The organism is Mesorhizobium sp. WSM4306 (assembly GCF_007003975.1).
GTDB lineage: Bacteria > Pseudomonadota > Alphaproteobacteria > Rhizobiales > Rhizobiaceae > Mesorhizobium.
On record NZ_VFTC01000016.1, the window covers coordinates 70,372 to 89,357 of the forward strand.

At 64.5% G+C, this 18,986-nt stretch carries 14 protein-coding genes; 9 read left to right on the plus strand and 5 right to left on the minus strand.

The features are described 5' to 3' along the window. Positions 1-21: 21 nt before the first annotated feature. The gene (locus FJV77_RS19310) at positions 22-1,812 is read right to left on the minus strand and encodes an acyl-CoA dehydrogenase (protein ID WP_142868356.1); all 1,791 of its coding nucleotides are present in this window, start codon (positions 1,810-1,812) and stop codon (positions 22-24) included. 275 nt (positions 1,813-2,087) lie between these two features. Further along, complete coding sequence (locus tag FJV77_RS19315) at positions 2,088-2,546, minus strand: MerR family DNA-binding transcriptional regulator (RefSeq protein WP_142868423.1); 459 nt, start codon at positions 2,544-2,546, stop codon at positions 2,088-2,090. Positions 2,547-3,028: 482 nt separating this feature from the next. Between FJV77_RS19315 and FJV77_RS19320 the strand changes: the two genes are divergently transcribed. The 4 genes from FJV77_RS19320 (at position 3,029) to FJV77_RS19335 (ending at position 10,328) form a co-directional block, all read left to right on the plus strand. After that, positions 3,029-6,988 (plus strand): SEL1-like repeat protein, encoded by a 3,960-nt coding sequence (locus tag FJV77_RS19320; RefSeq protein ID WP_142868357.1) that lies wholly within the window; start codon positions 3,029-3,031, stop codon positions 6,986-6,988. A gap of 193 nt (positions 6,989-7,181) precedes the next feature. Next, positions 7,182-8,105 carry a sulfite exporter TauE/SafE family protein gene (locus FJV77_RS19325; protein ID WP_142868358.1) on the plus strand — a complete coding sequence of 308 codons (924 nt, stop codon included), beginning with the start codon at positions 7,182-7,184 and terminating at the stop codon, positions 8,103-8,105. Then, complete coding sequence (locus FJV77_RS19330) at positions 8,105-8,896, plus strand: TIGR02186 family protein (RefSeq protein ID WP_142868359.1); 792 nt, start codon at positions 8,105-8,107, stop codon at positions 8,894-8,896. The genes FJV77_RS19325 and FJV77_RS19330 overlap by 1 nt, the downstream gene beginning before the upstream one ends. 175 nt (positions 8,897-9,071) lie before the next feature. Beyond that, complete coding sequence (locus FJV77_RS19335) at positions 9,072-10,328, plus strand: Hsp70 family protein (protein WP_142868360.1); 1,257 nt, start codon at positions 9,072-9,074, stop codon at positions 10,326-10,328. 2 nt (positions 10,329-10,330) lie between these two features. Here the strand turns inward: FJV77_RS19335 and FJV77_RS19340 are convergent, their stop codons facing one another. Further along, the gene (locus FJV77_RS19340) at positions 10,331-11,233 is read right to left on the minus strand and encodes a LysR family transcriptional regulator (protein WP_142868361.1); all 903 of its coding nucleotides are present in this window, start codon (positions 11,231-11,233) and stop codon (positions 10,331-10,333) included. Here FJV77_RS19340 and FJV77_RS19345 point away from each other — a divergent pair. From FJV77_RS19345 to FJV77_RS19360, 4 genes are read left to right on the plus strand one after another with little or no spacing between them, the layout of a single operon-like run. Further along, positions 11,183-11,515, plus strand: a complete 333-nt coding sequence (locus tag FJV77_RS19345) for a hypothetical protein (RefSeq protein ID WP_185970382.1) — start codon at positions 11,183-11,185, stop codon at positions 11,513-11,515. The genes FJV77_RS19340 and FJV77_RS19345 overlap by 51 nt on opposite strands. Continuing rightward, a complete protein-coding gene (locus FJV77_RS19350) occupies positions 11,512-14,442 on the plus strand; it encodes a molybdopterin oxidoreductase family protein (protein ID WP_142868363.1) in 2,931 nt (976 codons plus the stop codon). Before FJV77_RS19345 ends, FJV77_RS19350 begins: the two co-directional genes overlap by 4 nt. After that, the gene (locus FJV77_RS19355; protein WP_142868364.1) at positions 14,439-15,167 is read left to right on the plus strand and encodes a 4Fe-4S dicluster domain-containing protein; all 729 of its coding nucleotides are present in this window, start codon (positions 14,439-14,441) and stop codon (positions 15,165-15,167) included. The genes FJV77_RS19350 and FJV77_RS19355 overlap by 4 nt, the downstream gene beginning before the upstream one ends. 3 nt (positions 15,168-15,170) lie before the next feature. Continuing rightward, a complete protein-coding gene (locus FJV77_RS19360; protein WP_142868365.1) occupies positions 15,171-16,106 on the plus strand; it encodes a DmsC/YnfH family molybdoenzyme membrane anchor subunit in 936 nt (311 codons plus the stop codon). A 133-nt stretch (positions 16,107-16,239) separates the two neighbouring features. Here the strand turns inward: FJV77_RS19360 and FJV77_RS19365 are convergent, their stop codons facing one another. Then, the gene (locus FJV77_RS19365) at positions 16,240-17,199 is read right to left on the minus strand and encodes a LysR substrate-binding domain-containing protein (RefSeq protein ID WP_142868366.1); all 960 of its coding nucleotides are present in this window, start codon (positions 17,197-17,199) and stop codon (positions 16,240-16,242) included. Between the two features lie 94 nt (positions 17,200-17,293). On the opposite strand from FJV77_RS19365, the gene FJV77_RS19370 reads away from it, so the two are divergent. Continuing rightward, positions 17,294-18,265 (plus strand): quinone oxidoreductase, encoded by a 972-nt coding sequence (locus FJV77_RS19370; RefSeq protein ID WP_142868367.1) that lies wholly within the window; start codon positions 17,294-17,296, stop codon positions 18,263-18,265. A gap of 3 nt (positions 18,266-18,268) precedes the next feature. Here the strand turns inward: FJV77_RS19370 and pdeM are convergent, their stop codons facing one another. After that, complete coding sequence (gene pdeM / locus FJV77_RS19375; RefSeq protein WP_142868368.1) at positions 18,269-18,985, minus strand: ligase-associated DNA damage response endonuclease PdeM; 717 nt, start codon at positions 18,983-18,985, stop codon at positions 18,269-18,271. Between the last annotated feature and the right edge of the window lies 1 nt (position 18,986).

The following is an 18,986-nucleotide window of genomic DNA, read 5'->3' on the forward strand; positions in this document are numbered from 1 at the left end:
GGGAGGGGGACGCCGGCTTTTTTAGAACGCTTCCGCCGGCAGCGCCATTAGCGTCTCCGCACCACTGGAAATGCGGGCGAGATGCGCCGACGTCTCGGGCATGATCCGCTCCATGAAGAAGCGAGCCGTCACCACCTTGTTGTCGTAAAAGGACTGCGAGCCGTTGGCGCCGGTCTTGGCCTGGGCCGCCTTGGCCATCTGCGCCCACATGTAGCCCAGCGCCACCAGGCCGAAGAGATGCATGTAGTCGGTCGAGGCGGCACCGGCATTGTCGGGCTTGGCCATGCCGTTCTGCAGCAGCCACATCGTCGCCGCTTGCAAATCGTTGAGGCCCTTCTTCAGCGCCTTGGTGAACGGCGCCAGCTTCTCGTCGGAGCGGTTCTCCTCGCAGAATTCGCCGACGTCTTTGAAGAACGCCTGGATGGCGCGGCCGCCGTTCAGGCCGAGCTTGCGGCCGACGAGGTCGAGCGCCTGGATGCCGTTGGCGCCTTCATAGATCATGGCGATGCGGGCATCGCGCACGAACTGGCTCATGCCGTGCTCTTCGATATAGCCGTGGCCGCCGAACACCTGCTGCGCCATGACGGCGTGGTCGAAACCCTTGTCGGTGAGCACGCCCTTGATCACCGGCGTCAGCAGGCCGGTGTAGTCGTCGGCTGCCTGGCGGTCCTTGTCGTCGGCGGAGCGGTGGGCGATGTCGGACTTGATCGCCGTCCACAGCGCCAGCGCGCGGCCGGCCTCGTTGAAGGCCTTGATGGTCATCAGCGAGCGGCGGATGTCGGGGTGGACGATGATCGGATCGGCCTTCTTGTCCGGCGCCTTGGCGCCCGACAACGAACGGCCCTGCAGCCGGTCCTTGGCGTAGGACACCGCGTTCTGGTAGGCGATCTCAGACAGCGACAGGCCCTGCAGGCCGACGCCGAGGCGGGCTTCGTTCATCATCGTGAACATCGCCTTCAGCCCGCCATTGGCCTCGCCGAGCAGCGTGCCCTCGGCCTCGTCATAGTTCATGACGCAGGTCGAATTGCCGTGGATGCCCATTTTCTCCTCGATCGAGCCGCAGGAGAGCGTGTTCTTGTCGTCCGGATTGCCCGAGGCATCGAGCTTGAGCTTCGGCACGATGAACAGCGAGATGCCCTTGACGCCTTCCGGCGCGCCCTCGATGCGGGCCAGCACCAGATGGACGATGTTGTCCGACATGTCGTGCTCGCCAGCCGAGATGAATATCTTCTGGCCTGATATCTTGTAGGTGCCGTTGCCGTTGGGCACCGCCTTGGTGCGCAGCAGGCCGAGATCGGTGCCGCAATGCGGCTCGGTCAGGTTCATGGTGCCGGTCCAGGACCCCTCGACCAGCTTCGGCAGCCAGGTCGCCTTCTGCTCGTCGGTGCCGTGGGTGATGATCGCCGCGATCGCGCCTTGCGTCAGGCCGGGATACATCATCAGCGCCATGTTGGCCGAGACCATGTATTCGGCAACGGCGGTGTGCACGGCGTAGGGCAGGCCCTGGCCGCCGAATTCTACGGGCGCCGCCAGTCCCATCCAGCCGCCTTCGCGATACTGGTCGTAGGCCTCCTTGAAGCCTTTCGGCGTCGTCACCGAGCCGTCGTCATGGCGCACGCAGCCTTCCATGTCGCCAACGCGGTTCAAGGGATGCATGACGTTTTCGGCGAGCTTGGCGCCCTCGGCGAGGATCGCCTCGACCACATCGGGCGTCGCGTCGGCAAACCCGGGAAGATTGGAATAGCGCTGGTAGCCCAGCACCTCATTGAGCACGAACAGCGTGTCCTGGACCGGAGCCCTGTAGATCGGCATGTGTTTCCTCCACCATGCGGTCTTGGTCGCGGGATCAGGTCCCGAAAACGAGCTCGGGGCAGCATGCAGACCAATGTTGAAAGCGGGATAGCAAAAATTGACGTTTGCGTAAACGTCAATTTTGTCGCCGCGACAAAATTTCCTTGTGCCAGCCTATCGGCACGAAGTGACAGACACCAGCGGTCCACGGGTTGAGCAGGCGAAGATGGCGGCAAACGAAAAGAGCCGCGCGGGCAGCCCGCGCGGCTCTTTTCAAACTTCTTGGTGGAGCGAGATCAGCTCGCGGCGCTGGCCGGCGCTGAACGCTCGGACAGCATCTGGCGCACGGCCGACATCGAGCCGCTCAGTTCGTTGATCGCGTCGTCGATCAGCGCGCGCTGCTTCTGCAGGCGGGCAAGCTGCTTCTCCGACTTGTCGAGAGCCAGCCGCAGCTGCTTGGTATTCGATCCCGTGGGATCGTAGAGATCCATCATCTGCTTGACGTCGCGCAGCGAGAACCCGACCTTGCGGCCGAGCAGGATCAGCTTCAGCCGAGCCTTGTCGCGACGCGTGTAGAGGCGCGTTGCCCCGTCGCGCTTCGGATTGAGCAGGCCCTTGTCTTCATAGAAGCGCAGCGTGCGCAGGGTCACGCCGTACTTCTTGGCCATCTCGCCGATGCGCACGAGTTCCTCGCCGGCTTCGACAGACATATTGTTGGTGTTGGCCGCGGCTTCGCCGGGCGAAACAAGTTTCATGGTCACTGGCTTTCCCCTGTAGTGGCGTGGCGGTCTCGGACCTTGCAACGCCTGAGTGGAAGCGGGGGCATGCTTCCAGTCGTGGGTTTCAACGAATTCATCGCAAAAGGCACGAACAGCGCCCCTCTTACGTTTACGTCAATTCTATATCGATAGCCGCCTCATGACGCAAGGGCGTTCTGGGGTTGCGAAACCTTATGCCGCACCCCCGATGCCGGGTCCGGACGGGCGCTGCCTGTATTTCAGCAACGTCGTAACTTCTTAAGCTTGGTTAACGCCTTGTTTACCACGATGGGTGAAATGTGCGCATGTCGGTCATCCGTGTTTATCCTGTAGCGAATTTTTCACGGTTTTTCGGAGAGCGGGCCTGGCCCGGGAAGCTCGTCTTCCGCCGCAGCATAGCCGCGCGGCCGCCTTCGTTCCCGACAGGGACTTTGGGGAAACTGGCAGCAAGCCGGCCATTCTGAAAAACGGACGCATCGATGAACAGCAAGCGGTCCTATCTCGATACACTCAACGCCGGCAGGCCACGCAGGCCGAACACCACGCTTGATGAATTGAACCGCTCGCTGGAAACGCTGGAACAGCGGCTGGAGCGCAAGCGCGAGGACGTGGGAGAGCGCTTCGATCCGCGCCGGCCACCGGTCGAGCCGCGCTACGCCAGCGCCCAGCCCTACGCCCCGCCGCGCTGGTACGAGGACCCGCAGCCCGCGCCGCGGCCGAAAAGCCCTGTGACGTCCGGCTTCGACCAGAATTATCAGGGGCTTGCGCGCGACATCGACCGTGTGCGCGGCCAGGAAGACAGCGTCGCCGTGGTCGGCAAGATCGCCGGCGAATTGCGCGGCCTGCGCGAGGAATTGCGCCATCAGATGACCGCCGGCCTGCAGCGCGAATTCGCCGCGCTGCGCAAGGACATCGAACGGGCGTTCCAGGCGAGCAGCCAATCGGGAGGCCAATCAAGCGGCTTACCCGGCAAGGGCAGCGCCGAACTCGGCCTCGAGTTCGAGCGGCTTTCCGGCGCCATCCAGACGCTGGCCGAAAAGAGCGACGACAGAAGCGTCAACATGCTGCGGCTCGAGCTCGAGCAGGTGAAGACCGCGCTCGACACGCTGGCGCGCGAGGAAAGCGTGCTGAAGGTCGACCGCCGCTGGGACGATTTCGACCGCCGCTGGAGCGCGTTCGAGGACCGCGTCGACGCCGACCAGCGCAACCGCGCGGACGGCCCGGGATTTTCGGCCCTGACCGACCGGCTCGAGCAGATCAGCAATGCCGTCAACAATCTGCCGGAATCGCTGTCGCTGCGCTCGATGGAGGAAAAGGTCCGCACGCTGGCCGGCGCCGTCGATCACTTCGTCAGCCAGCAAAACAACCGCGGCGGCGACACGCTCGGCCTGATCGACGAACGGCTTGACGAGATTACGCGCGCCATTGTCGCCTCGACCGTCGCCGCCCAGGCCAATTCCTTCGACCCCGAGCCCTTCGAGCGCATCGAGAAGCGGATCGCCTCGCTGGCGCAGCAGATCGAGGAAGTGGTGCAGGTCCGTCCGAGCGGAGAGGTTCTTGACCGTCTCAGCATGCTGTCGAACCGGGTCGACGACCTCGCCGGCCGCGCCAATCTGCCGGAAAAGGCGATGGAGCGCCTCGGCAACCAGATCGCGATGATTGCCGACAAGATCGACCGCGCCCCGGCCATCCCGGACGTCGACTATATTTTCCAGGGCCTGGAACAGCGCTTCGACGTGCTGTCGGGCATGATGGAACGCCGGCAGGGCGACGCCATCGAACAGGGCAACATGCTGTTTCGCGATCTCGAGCGGCGGCTGGACGAGGTCGCCGACCGGCTGGACCAGCGTCAGCCGCAAGCCGACAGCGCCGAAATCATGGACGCCATCGACGCTCGCTTCACCGCGCTTGCCAAGCGCATGGAGACGCGTGTCCCCGATCCTGCCAACGAGGCGGCGATCCGTGGCCTGGAAAGCCGGCTCGAAGACATTTCAAGCCGGCTGGAATCGTCGGCCGCGCAGGTCGCCGGCATCGATCCGGCACTGATCCGCAGCCTCGAGGCTCAGGTCTCCGGCCTGTCGGCGCATCTGTCGAAGCCCGGCACGCCGCTGCCGGAATTCGAGGACATCAGCCCGCGCCTCAACGAAATCGAGAAGTCGCTGGCCGGCACCCGTGAGTCCATCATGGGCGCGGCACGCGAGGCGGCCGAGAGCGCCGTGCGCTCACTGGCCGATTCCAACGCCAACACCGCGGCCGTCACCGGCCTTGCCCAGGATCTGAAGACGCTGGAAGCGCTGACGCGCCGTTCGGACGAGCGCAATTCGCGGACATTCGAGGCTATTCACGACACACTGCTCAAGATCGTCGACCGCCTGGGCTCGCTGGAAACCAGCGAGCCGGTCGAGGCGGTGAGCGAACTCCTGGATGCGCCGGCCGAGCCGGGACGACGAGCCCGCGCTGCCCGTGCCTCCAAGATCGCGGTGCAGGATGCACCGTCGATGGACATCGACCAGCCGCTGCCGCTGACCGGAGACATGGCCGACCTCGACGGTCGCGCCGCCGCCATCATGCGCACCGAGCCCGATATGCGCAGCGACCCGGTCATGCACAGCGAGCCGGTGCGGCGCTCGCCGGCCGAGGCTGCCGCGGCCGCTGCCCAGGCAGCGCTTGGTTCCGATACGATTGCCGAGAAAGGCGAAGGCACGGCCAAGAAGTCGCTGTTCGGCGGATTGGCGCGCGCCTTCAGGGGCAAGAAGCAGGCGGATATGCCGCCACTCGCCGGTTCGACGCCCAATGTCGACATGCCGAGCGTCGATCTCGACGAGCCGCTCGACCCCAAGTTCGCCAACCGGCCGCTGGAGCCAGGCTCCGGCGCGCCTGACCTCAACGCCATCATGAAGCGCGTGCGCGACGAGCGCGGCCCGCCGGCGCGCCAAAGCACCGGCGATGCATCGAAATCCGACTTCATTGCCGCCGCCCGGCGCGCGGCGCAGGCCGCGGCCGCCGAGGCCGACGCCCTGAAACGCCAGTCCACCATGAAGGGTCCGGTAAAAGCGCTGCGGATCGGCGACCTGCTCAAGGCGCGGCGCAAGCCGATCCTTATGGGAGCGATCGCGATCATGCTGGCGCTTGCCGGCCTGCAGCTGGGCAAGGCCTTCTTCGCCGACCCGGTCGAGGTCGCCAGCAACGATACGGCGCCGATTGTCGCATCGCAGCCGGTCGAGACCGCATCGGTCAACGCTCCCAGCCAACCCAAGGCAGACACGCAGGCAACCGTGCAGGATGCACCGGCCCGGATGGTCAGGCAGGCGGAGCCATCGCAGCCGCCCGCCAAGGATGACGCGCCGATCGAGGCTGCTTCGACAAGTTCTGTTGGCCCTGACCTGCCAGCAGCCGAATCCACGCCAGCACCAATGGCTTTGGCCGATCCTGCCCCGGCGCCAGACGCAACATTGCCGACGACCGCCACTGCGGAACCGGCGGCTGACGCGCAACCTGCGGCCGCTGTCGTGGCGCCCTCGGCATCGGATACGACCGGCGCCGTTCCGCCCGCTGACGCTGCGGCAACGCCTGTCGTCGCCAAGATCGACGTTCCGGCCGATGCCGGCCCGCAAGCCTTGCGCGACGCGGCCGCCGGCGGCGACGCCAAGGCGCTGTTCGAGCTCGGTTCGCGCTATGCCGAATCGCGCGGCGTCAAAGAAGACATGGCGGCAGCCGCCAAATGGTACGAAAAGTCGGCCGAACTCGGCTTCGCGCCGGCCGAGTACCGCATCGGCAATTTCTACGAAAAGGGCATCGGCGTCACGCGCAACATCAAGAAGGCAAAGACCTTCTACCAGCTCGCCGCCGCGCAAGGGAACGCCAGCGCCATGCACAACCTCGCCGTGCTCTTTGCCATGGCCGCGGACGGCGTGATCGACAATGAATCGGCCGCGCACTGGTTCCAGGCGGCGGCTGATGTCGGCGTCAAGGACAGCCAGTTCAATCTCGGCATCCTGGCGGCCAAGGGCGTCGGCATGAAACAGAGCCTGGAGGAATCCTACAAATGGTTCGCACTCGTCGCCAAGGCCGGCGACAAAGATGCGGAGGCCAAGCGCGACGAAGTCGCCAGTGCGCTGCGGCCCGAACAGCTCGAGCGGGCGCGCGCCGCCACCGAACTGTGGAAGCCGAAGCCGCTCGACCCGGCTTCCAACTCGGCCGACATCCCGGAGTCCTGGCAGGAAGGCACGCCGCAGACGACCGCCAGCGTCGACATGAAGAAGGCAGTCAAGAACATCCAGCTCATCCTTAACAAGAACGGCTACGATGCCGGCGGCGCCGATGGCGTGATGGGCGGCAAGACCAAGACCGCGATCATGGCCTTCCAGACCGACAACAAGATGCAGGCGACCGGCGAAATCGACGAAAAGCTGGTGAAGGCGCTGCTGGCGCACAAATAACGGCAGATGCGTCGCTAACGCGACGCTCTTGCCACACATTTGCCTGTTAACTGATTGAGATGTTTTTTGTTTCGGCAGAGCGGCGGGGTTTGACCCGAGCGCCCCGTCGGCGCAAGGAAAAATTGGCTTTTCGGTGCGACAATGCCCGGCAATGGCTGCAATCGCCGACAGGCAAACTGATCGAGACTGACGGGTGGGCATCTATCTCCCGATCGCGGAAATTTCCGTCAACGTCTTCGTCCTGCTGGCGATGGGCGCGGCGGTGGGTTTCCTGTCGGGCATGTTCGGGGTCGGCGGCGGCTTTCTGATCACGCCGCTCCTGATCTTCTACAACATCCCGCCGGCGATCGCGGTCGCGACCGGCGCCAACCAGGTCATCGCCTCCTCATTCTCCGGCGCGCTCTCGCACATGAAGCGCGGCACGCTCGACTTCAAGCTCGGCGGGGTGCTGCTGGCCGGAGGTGTCGTCGGCTCGACCGGCGGTATCTTCGTCTTTGCCTTCCTGCGCCGGCTCGGCCAGCTCGATTTGTTCATTTCGCTGCTCTACGTCGTGCTGCTCGGCACCGTCGGCGGGCTGATGCTGGTCGAAAGCGTCAATGCGCTGCGCGCCACGCGCAGCGGTGCTGCGCCGGTCTTGAAGAAGTCCGGCCAGCACAACTGGATCCACCGGCTGCCGCTGAAGATGCGGTTCAGGGCCTCGAAGCTGTTCGTCAGTGTCATTCCGGTGCTGGGGCTCGGCGCGGGTATCGGCTTCCTGTCGTCGATCATGGGTGTCGGCGGCGGCTTCATCATGGTGCCGGCGCTGATCTACCTGCTGAAAGTGCCGACCAACGTCGTTATCGGCACTTCGCTGTTCCAGATCATCTTCACCTCGGCCTACACCACGCTGGTGCACGCCACCACCAACCAGACGGTCGACGTCATGCTTGCCTTCCTGCTGATGGCGGGCGGCGTCGCCGGTGCGCAATATGGCGCCAAGGCAGGCCAGAAGCTGCGCGGCGAACAGCTCAGGGCGCTGCTGGCGCTGCTGGTGCTGGCGGTCGCGATCCGGCTTGCCATCGGTCTCTTCGTCACGCCGCCAAACCTCTATTCGCTGACCGCGGCAGGCCTGAACTGATGCGGGGATGGAGGATTTTTTCGGCCGCCGCTTTGCTTTTCGCCCTCGCCCTGCCGGCGGCAGCACAGGCGCCGAACCCGCTGCCGGAAGGCATCCAGATCGGTCTTTCCACCGACGCCGTGTCGATCACCGCCGGTTTTTCCGGCGCCGACCTGACCATTTTCGGTTCGCTGGAAAACCCCGATCCGCTGGTGGCGCGGCAGGGACGCTATGACGTCATCGTCGTGCTGGAAGGGCCGCCGCGGCCGGTGGTGGTGCGCCGCAAGGACCGGGTGCTTGGCGTCTGGGTCAATCTGGAATCCGAGACCTTCGAAAACGTGCCGGTGTCTTATTCCGTCGCCACGACGCGGCCGCTGCAAGACATCACCGAACCCAACAGCTACAAGCAGCTGTCGCTCGGCGCTTCCAATCTTTACATGCAGCCGGCCGATGCCACCGACGGCCCGGCGACGATCGAGGAATTCACCACGGCCCTGCGCGAGCGCAAGGCGGCGACCGGCCTCTACAGCGAGAATGTGGGTGGCGTGCAATTCCTGTCGCAGAACCTGTTCCGCGCCACGGTGCGGCTGGCGCCCAACGTACCGGTTGGAACGCATAAAGCCCGCGCGTTCCTGTTCAAGAGCGGCCTGTTCCTCAAGGAAAGCTCGGCCCAGCTCGAAATCCGCAAGTCGGGTTTCGAACAGTCGATCTTCCGCGTCGCGCACGATTATTCCTTTCTCTACGGCGTCTTCGCCGTGTCGCTGGCCATGATCACCGGCTGGCTGGGCAGGCTGATCTTCCGCAAGGATTGACGCGCAGCACCCATTTCCCGGGGGAAAGGGGTTCCCCTTTTCTCAATCTTGCGATAGACCGCCGCCTCCCAACCCACGGGTAAACACGCACAATCATTCGGCAGAACGGTCAGACCCCTGGACGGCGTGTCTTGCGACGCCTGCCACCGCGACGACCCAATGACAGGAGGCTGCAATGCACCAGGCATTTGGCGGCATCGATTTCGGCACGTCCAATTCCACGGTGGGCGTAATCCGGAACGGCCAGGCACGACTGGTGGCGCTGGAAGGGGAACAGCCGACATTGCCCAGCGCTGTGTTCTTCAACTTCGAGGACGGCCACACCTATTTCGGCCGCCGCGCCATTGCCGACTACACCGACGCCATCGAAGGCCGGCTGATGCGGTCGCTGAAGAGCGTGCTCGGCAGTTCGCTGGCGCATGAGAAGACGCGCATCAAGGCACGCCAGATCGGCTTCATCGACATTGTCGGCATGTTCGTCGACCATCTGAAGAAACGGCTCGAGGAAAATGCCGGCGCTCCGGTGGAGAGCGTCGTACTCGGTCGCCCGGTGCAGTTTGTCGACGACGATGCGGAAGCCGATGCCAAGGCGCAGGGCGAGCTTGAAAAGGCAGCTCGCGCGCAAGGCTTCAAGCACATCGCCTTCCAGTTCGAACCGATCGCCGCTGCACTCGATTACGAACAGGGTGTGGCACGTGAAGAGCTGGCGCTGATCGTCGACATGGGTGGCGGCACGTCCGACTTCTCGATCGTGCGGGTTTCGCCGCAGCGCGCGCGCTCAGGCGACCGCAAGGACGACATCCTGGCCAACCGTGGCGTCCATATCGGCGGCACCGATTTCGACCGGCTGCTCAGCATCGCCCATGTCATGCCCAAGCTCGGCTATCTCTCACCGACGAAAGACGGCAAGCGCAACCTGCCGGCGAGCTACTTCATCGACCTGGCGACGTGGCAGCGCATCAACCTTGTCTACACCGCCAAGGCGATGACGGACCTCAGGCAGATCCGCTTCGAGGCCAAGCGCGCCGATCTGGTCGAGCGCTTCATCCACATTGTCGAGCATCGCTACGGCCACGCGCTCGCCGGGCTGGTAGAACGAGCCAAGATCACACTGACGGATCAGGCTTCGGCCGATGTGACGGTGGCGCTGCCCGACGTGCATTTTGCCGCCGAAATTACGCGGGCCGGCCTGGAAGAGACGATTGCCGCCGACATCGAACGGGTATCCGCGACGGTGCGGCAGACGATCGCCGACGCCAGCGTGAGAGCGTCCGACATCACAGCCGTGTTCCTGACCGGCGGTTCGACCGCGATCCCGCTGGCGCGACGAGAGATCCTGTCGCTGGTGCCACAGGCAGCTGTGATCGACGGCGACATGTTCGGCTCGGTCGGCCTTGGCCTGGCGCTGGATGCGCAGCGGAAGTTCGCTTAGCCCTAAGCGGGATTGCTGCTGCCGGGCTCGGCGCCGAGATGCGCCTTCAGCGCCATCTGCGCCAGGCTTGCCTGGCGGTCGCGATGGGTGATCATGGCAAAGTCGCGTTTCGGCAGCTCGAGCGGCACCGACCGGAGACTGCCCTCGGCAACGGCGCGCCCGACGACCAGATCCGAGATGATGGTGGCGCCGGCGCCGGCCTCGACCGCCTGGCGAACCGCCTCGTTGCTCGGCAGCACCAGGAATATCTGCAGGTCGGCGAGCGAAACCCCCTCGCGGCGTGCCAGATCCTCCAGTACCTCGCGCGTGCCCGAACCGCCCTCGCGGATGATCCAGCGCAACCCCCTGATGTCGGGGCGGCCCGGCGCGATTTCGGCGATCTCGGGATGCGAGGCGGCGACAACAAGCATCAATCTGTCGACGTCGACCTTGGTGCGGCGAAGGATGTCGGATTCGGTGCGCCCTTCGACCAGGCCGAGATCGGCAGTGCCGTCCAGCACATTGGCCTCGACCTGCCTGGTGTTGCCGATGCTGACGCTTAGCCTGACCGCCGGGTAGGCCTCGTGGAAAGACGCCAGCCGGCGCGGCAGCCAATAGCTGGCAATGGTCAGGCTGGCGGCGATCGAAAGACTGCCGGCGACCGTTTGCGAGACATGTTCCAGCACGTTGCGGGCGGCGGCGGCGCGCTCCAGCACAGCCTTGGCCTCGGGCAAGAAGCGGTGGCCGGTTTGCGCCAGCTCGATGTTGCGTCCGACCCGGTTGAACAGATGAACGCCGTGCTGCTCTTCAAGCGCGCGGATGGCCGCCGACGCGGCCGACTGGGAGATGCCCAAAAGCTCTGCCGCCTTGGTCATATGGCCACGCTCGGCGACGGCGACGAAAATGCGCAATTGGTCCAGGGTCATGAGACCATTAAGAACCAATTTCGATCGAATTTACAAGAACAACTGATTAGACAGATCGATAGCTTTATTCTACTTTTTCTGGCGAAGTTAGAACAAATTCGCCAACAGATCGCAGCCAACAAAATGATCGGGCGGTTCAGATCCCTGCTTGCGCATTGGACCCGTGGCCTCAGGCGGCGGCTGGCCGGCGACCGCTATCATCCTGAAGAGCACTATATGCGCGGCCCCGGGCCGAAGACGCGGGCCAAATTCTCAGGTAGCAAAAGCACGCCTGGCCTATGAAGAACGGAGCGCCGCGGGGGGCCAATTCCGCACCGTCGCAACGGCCGCTTGCCGATACACGCGCGCCGGACGAAGGCGACGGCGTCGACACCTCTCCCAAAGTTTCCGACAGCATCGCCAAGACCACCTGCTATATGTGCGCCTGCCGTTGCGGCATCGACGTCCATATCAAGGACGGCAAGGTGCGCTACATCAACGGCAACAAGGACCATCCGGTCAACCGCGGCGTGATCTGCGGCAAGGGCAGTTCGGGGATCATGCAGCATTACAGCCCGGCGCGGCTGAAGAAGCCGCTGTTGCGCAGCGGCCCGCGCGGCTCCGGCGAGTTTCGCGAGATCGAATGGGAGGAAGCCTTCTCGATCGCGACGGAGCGGCTTTCCAAGATACGCCAGACCTATCCGAAGAAACTCGCCTTCTTCACCGGGCGCGACCAGTCGCAATCGCTGACCGGCTGGTGGGCGAGCCAGTTCGGCACGCCGAACTTCGCCGCCCATGGCGGCTTCTGCTCGGTCAATATGGCGGCCGGTGGGCTCTACACGATCGGTGGCTCGTTCTGGGAGTTCGGCGAGCCCGACTGGGACAACACCAAATACTTCATGCTGTTCGGCGTCGCCGAGGACCATGATTCCAACCCGATCAAGATCGGGCTCAGCAAGCTCAAGGCGCGCGGTGCCAAGGTGGTGTCGATCAATCCCTGCCGCACCGGCTACAACGCCATTGCCGACGATTGGATCGGCATCCGTCCCGGCACGGACGGCCTGTTCGTCTTCGCGCTGATCCATGAACTGCTCAAGGCCGGCCGCGTCGATCTCGATTATCTCATCCGCTACACCAACGCGCATGTGCTGGTCATCCAGGAGCCGGGCGCCGCCGATGACGGGCTTTTCCTGCGCGACAGCGACGACAATCCCGTCGCCTGGGACCGAGTGGCGAAGGCCTCCATCGACGCAGCCGATCCAGAGGCAAAGCCGGCGCTGACCGGCAGCTACACCGTCGCCGGCCGCCGTTGCGTGCCGGTGTTCCAGCTTGTTGCCGACCGCTACATGGACGACAGCTACGCGCCCGATGCGGTCGCGGCACGCTGCGGCATTCCGGCCGACACGATCCGCCGGATCGCGGCCGAACTCGCGCATGTCGCCTTTGAACAGACGATCGAACTGCCGGTGGCGTGGAGCGATTGGGCCGGGCGTCGGCACGAGACGATCAAGGGACGGCCGGTGTCGATGCACGCCATGCGGGGCATCTCGGCCCACTCCAACGGTTTTCACACTTGCCGCGCCATCCACCTCTTGCAGGTGCTGCTGGGCACGATCGACGTGCCCGGCGGTTTCCGTTTCAAGCCACCCTACCCGCGCTCGGCGCCGCCGGGGCCGAAGCCGTGCGGCAAGACGGTCAAGCCGATGACGCCGCTGGACGGCGTGCCGCTCGGCTTCGTCTGTGGGCCGGATGACCTGCTGGTCGATGAGGCCTGCACGCCGCTTCGCATCGACAAGGCCTATTCCTGGGATGCGCCGCTCGCCGCGCACGGGCTGATGCATACGGTCATCCGCAATGCCTGGGCCGGTGACCCGTACAAGATCGACACGCTGATGATGTACATGTCGAACATGGCGTGGAACTCGTCGATGAACACCGTCGAGACGATTGCCATGCTGACCGACCATGACGGAGCCGGCAACTACAAGATCCCCTTCATCATCTATTCCGATGCCTATTATTCGGAGACGGTGCCGTTCGCCGATCTGGTGCTGCCCGACACCACCTATCTCGAACGGCATGACTGTATCAGCCTGCTCGACCGGCCGATCAGCCATGCCGACGGGCCGGGCGACGCCATCCGCCATCCCGTCGTCGAGCCCGACCGCGATGTCAGGCCGTTCCAGTCGGTGCTGATCGAACTCGGGGCGCGGCTCGGCCTGCCCGGCTTCGTCAATGATGACGGGTCCGCGAAATACAGCGACTACGCCGACTACATCGTCAATCATGAGCGTACACCGGGCATCGGCCCACTTGCCGGCTGGCGCGGCAAGGATGGCGAAGCCATCGGCAAAGGCGAGGTCAACCCAAACCAGCTGCAGCGCTACATCGACAATGGCGGCTTCTGGCACCAGGACTTTGCCGCCGACCAGCGCTATTACAAGATGGCCAACCGCTCCTATCTCGACTTCGCGGTGCAGATGGGTTTCATCTCGAAAGCCGAGCCCATCATCTTCCAGCTCTATTCCGAACCGATGCAGCGTTTTCGCCTCGCCGCGCGGGGCCATGGCCGCGTACAGCCCCCGGAGGCAGAACGCGAACGCATCGAGACCTACATGGACCCGCTGCCGTTCTGGTTTACGCCGTTCGAAGAGGCCGCCGTCGATCTCGAAAAATATCCGCTGCATGCGCTTACGCAGCGGCCGATGCACATGTATCATTCCTGGGGTTCGCAGAATGCGTGGCTGCGGCAGATCACCAGCCAGAACCGCCTGTTCGTGCATCACCAGACCGCCGCTGACCTCGGCCTTGTCGACGACGACTGGGTGTGGATCGAAAGCATTAACGGCCGCGTGAAGGGGCAGATCAAGCTGGTCGACGGGGTCAATGCGGATACGGTGTGGACCTGGAACGCCATCGGCAAACGGCGCGGCAGTTGGGGGCTGAAGGATGACGCCGCCGAGAGCAATCGCGGCTTCCTGCTCAACCACATTATCGGCGACCAGACATCGGCCGATGCCAACGGCAAGCGCTATTCGAATTCCGATCCGGTGACAGGACAGGCGGCGTGGTTCGATTTGCGCGTGCGCATCGTCAAATGCGCTGATGAAGAAGCGGGCTTCACCGAGCCGCAATTCGAGCGTTTCAGCCAACCGCCAAATGTCGCGCCATCGCCCGACATCCTTCGCTACGGCGCCGAATTCCGCGTCAACAGGGAAGCCGTGGAATGACCTGCCTTCCCGCCCATACCGACAAGAAACTGGGTCTGGTCATCGACCTCGACACCTGCGTCGGCTGCCAGGCCTGCGTCACCGCCTGCAAGGAGTGGAACACCGGCGGCCACATGGCGCCGCTGACCGACATCCACCCCTATGGCGGCGATGTCGACGGCGTCTGGTTCAACCGCGTGCACAGCTACGAGCACACGACGGAGGCGGGCGGGCGCACGGTGAACTTTCCGCGCTCCTGCCTGCATTGCGAGACGCCCGCCTGCGTCACCGTCTGCCCGACCGGCGCCTCCTACAAGCGGGCATCGGACGGCATCGTTTTGATCGACGAAAGCAAATGCATCGGCTGCAAACTGTGCAGCTGGGCCTGTCCCTATGGCGCGCGCGAGTTCGATACCGATGTCGGCGTGATGAAGAAATGCACGCTGTGTGTCGACCGCATCTACAATGACAATCTGGCCGAGGAAGACCGCGTGCCGGCCTGCGTTGCCGCCTGCCCGACCAGCGCCCGGCATTTCGGCGACCTCGGCGATCCAGCCTCGGCGGTGTCGCAACTGGTGGCCAGCCGTGGCGGCGTCGACCTGATGCCGGAGATGGGCTACAAGCCGACCAACAAATACCTGCCGCCCCGTGCCCAGCGCGCCGCATCGGTGGCGGCGCCAAGGCTCGAGCCGGTCAAGGCCGAAGGCGGTTTCCTCGGCTGGGTCGACCGCATGCTTTCGAACTGACCAATGCATCCAGCCTTTTCCGTCGTCTTCTTCACCACCGCTACCGGCGCGGGCTACGGCCTGCTGGCACTGCTTGGCGTGCTTGCCTGGCTAGGGTTCATCCCGGCCGATTTCTGGCTCGGCCTCATAGGCATGGGGCTGGCGCTCGGCCTGATCGCCGCCGGCTTGTTGTCCTCGACCGGCCATCTCGGCCGCCCCGAACGTGCCTGGCGCGCCTTCTCGCAGTGGCGCAGTTCCTGGCTGTCGCGCGAAGGCGTGGCGTCGGTAGTGACCTTCATTCCAGCCGGGCTGCTCGGCCTTGGCTGGGTGGTCTTCGGCCGCACCGGCGGCTGGGTAGCCATCGCCGGGTTTCTGACGGCTATCGGCGCCGTCGTCACCGTCTGCACCACCGGTATGATCTATGCCTCGCTGAAGCCGATCGCGCAGTGGCACAGCCGCTACACGCTGCCCGGCTATCTCATCTTCTCAGTGATGACCGGCAGCGTGTTGCTCAACGCGCTAGTGCAGGCCTTCGCCATCGGCTCGACCGTCATTGCCGCCGCCGCCCTGCTGTTCATCTTGCTGGGTTGGGGCTGGAAGCTGGCGACTTGGCGATACAATGACGCGCTGGAGATCACGACCACCGCAAACACCGCGACAGGGCTTGCCAGCGGCACTGTGCGCTCGCTGGAGTGGCCGCACACCGAAGAAAATTATCTGCTCAAGGAAATGGGCTTTCGCATCGCCCGCAAACACGCCGCCAAGCTACGTGGGATTACGCAGTTGCTGGCTTTCGCCTTGCCTGCCCTGCTGCTCGTCATCGCCTTCGTCGTGCCGTGGCCGGTTGCAGGGGTCCTGTCGGTGCTTGCGGCTATCATCCAGTTCGCCGGCATGCTGGTCGAACGCTGGCTGTTCTTCGCCGAGGCCAAGCACACCGTCACCCTCTATTACGGCCGGTAGCTTCTTCTGGCTGTCACGCCCGCAAGGCTTATCGCCTATGGCAGTGCCAGCCCCCTCTCCGTCTCGGCTTCGCCGAGCCACCTCTCCCCCGCTCTCGCGGGGGCGAGGAAGCTAATCGCAAAGGTCGCGGCCTCTATAAGCTTGGGTTCCTCGCCCCCACAAAATGGGGGAGAGGTGGCCGCGTAGCGGACGGAGAGGGGGCTGGCGCTGCCCTATGCGATTGCCCTTCCCATGCCCGTGCCGAAACCGGCAAATCCTTCATCAGAATCTCGATCGCGGCATCAACGACGGCAGTCCTGCGGTCGTGCGCGTAGAGACCGTATTGGACGGTGAGCGGCTCGGGCACCGATGTCTTCAGCACCCGCATCGAAGCGGTGCGCACCGATTCCGGCGGAAGCAGTCCGACGCCCAGTCCGTTCTCGATCGCCGCCTGCAGGCCGGTCACGCTCTGGCACGACAAAACGATCCTGTGCTGCCGGCCGGCGGCGACCAGCGCCTCGATCATGCGCCTGCGCCAAGGGCAGGTTGCACCGAAGGCGACGAGATCGAGCGGCCGTTCCTGATCCAGCACATAGTCCGTAGCGCAGACCCACTGCAGTTCGACATTCCATGTCGTCAGGGCGTCGGCTGCTACGACGGATGTCGGGGCAATCATGACATCCAGCGCGTCCTCGCTCCAGAGCCGTCCGAGCGCGACGCTGTGCTCGACGGCCGCGTCGAGGCTGATGTCGGGATAGGTGCGATGAAGCCGCCCGAGTGCTGCCGACAGCGCGGCGGTGGTGACTTCCTCGGCGAGGCCGATGCGCACGCCGCCGCCAATGCCGGCCTGCTGCAGCCGCGCCACCGCTTCATCGCCCAGAGCTAGGATGCGGGTCGCATAGCCCAGAAACAACTCTCCCTCCGCAGTCGGCACGACGCCGCGGCCGGTGCGCTGGAACAGATGCCGATGGAGCAGGCCCTCGAGCCGGCGCATCTGCATGCTCAGCGACGATTGGGTTCTGCCGGTTTGTGCGGCGACCCTGCTCAGGCTGCCTTGCCGGCAGACCGCCACAAAGGTGCGAAGAAGGTCGAGGCCGATCTGTTCAGATATCATCTTCTTTGAACTCTGTTGTCAACGATATCAGTCTACAGCGATATCTCCTCACGCGCTATCTCCCTCCCACATGAACAGCGCAGGGAAGAAAAACATGAAAGCGATCCGTGTTCACCAGCATGGCGGGCCAGAGGTGCTTGCCTATGAAGATGTCGATATCGGCCAGCCCGGACCGGGCGAGGTCCGCGTGCGCAACCGGGCGGTCGGCCTCAACTTCGTCGACGTCTATTTCCGCACCGGCGAATATGCGCCACCCGCTTTGCCGTTCACGCCGGGCAATGAAGGCGCCGGCGAAATCATCGCGGTCGGCGAAGGCGTCAGCGGCTTTGCCCCGGGCGATCGCGTTGCGTATGTCGAGACGCTCGGCGCCTATGCCGAGGAGCGCATCGTGCCGGCGCATTTCGTGGTGCACCTGCCCGACGCCATCGATTTCGAGACGGGTGCGGCGATGATGCTGAAGGGACTGACGGCGCAATATCTGTTGCGCCGCACGTTTCGCGTCGAGGCCGGCCACACCATCCTCGTGCATGCCGCGGCAGGCGGTGTCGGCCTCATCCTGACGCAGTGGGCGAAGCATCTCGGCGCGACCGTCATCGGCACGGTCGGCTCACCCGAGAAGGCCGAACTGGCGCGCGCCAATGGCTGCGACCATGTCATCGACTACAGCAGGGAGGACTTTGCCGCGCGGGTGAAAGAGATCACCAAGGGCGAGGGCTGCCATGTCGTCTATGACGGCGTCGGCAAGGCCACCTTCCCGGCCTCACTTGATTGCCTGCGGCCGTTCGGCACCTTCGTCAGCTTCGGCACGGCGTCGGGATCGATCCCGCCCTTCGACATCATGCTGTTGATGCAGAAGGGATCGCTGTTCGCCACCTGGCAGTTGCTGTTCCATCATCTCGCCAGGCGCGAGGACGTTGTCGCCATGAGCGAGGATCTCTTCAATGTCGTGCTCAGCGGTGCGGTGAAAATACCAGTGCATACCCGCATGCCGCTCGCGCAAGTAGCCGAGGCGCATCGCCGTCTCGAAACGCGACAGACGACCGGCGCAACAGTTCTGCTGCCGTAGGGCTTAGCCCGGCCGCAGCATCGAACCGGAAATGGCGAAGATGCGCTCGGCGCCCAGCATATAGGCCATCAGGGTCTCGCGGCGGAACAGGCCGGCATAGGCGCGGTCGAGCACATTGAGCGAACCGGTATAGGCGCCGAAGGCCGGCATGATCATGCGGCCGCCATCGCCGGCAAAGCAGCGTCGCCGCACCGAACGGCCGCGCTGGACGATGCGCGCACAAGGATGCAGATGGCCTGCGACTTCGCCCTCGGTTCTCGCCTTCGACGGCTCGTGGCGGAACAGCAGCGAGCCAATGGCGAGTTCGCGCACCGTCTCGCCCGGCAGGTCGGCCGGCGCTTCCGGGTCATGGTTGCCGGCGACCCAGAACCAGTCGCGGCCGGCCATCAGCGCTTCCAACCGTTCGCGGAAGGATTGATGCATTCGCTCGGCGCCGCCGCCATCGTGAAAGGAATCGCCCAGGCTGATGACGATCGCCGGCTGGTAGTCGGCGATCACCGCCTGCAGCCGGAGCAAGGTTGCGGCGGTATCGTAAGGCGGGATCAGCGCGCCGCGCCTGGCGAAGGACGAGCCCTTTTCCAGATGCAGATCGGAGACCGCAAGCAGCCTGAGATCGGGGAAGTAGAGCACGCCGCGCGGATCGCAAATCGCGCGCTCGCCGGCGATGCCGACCACGTCGGCCTCGGCGATCAGTGTTGCACGCGCCAGCGAAAAATTCATT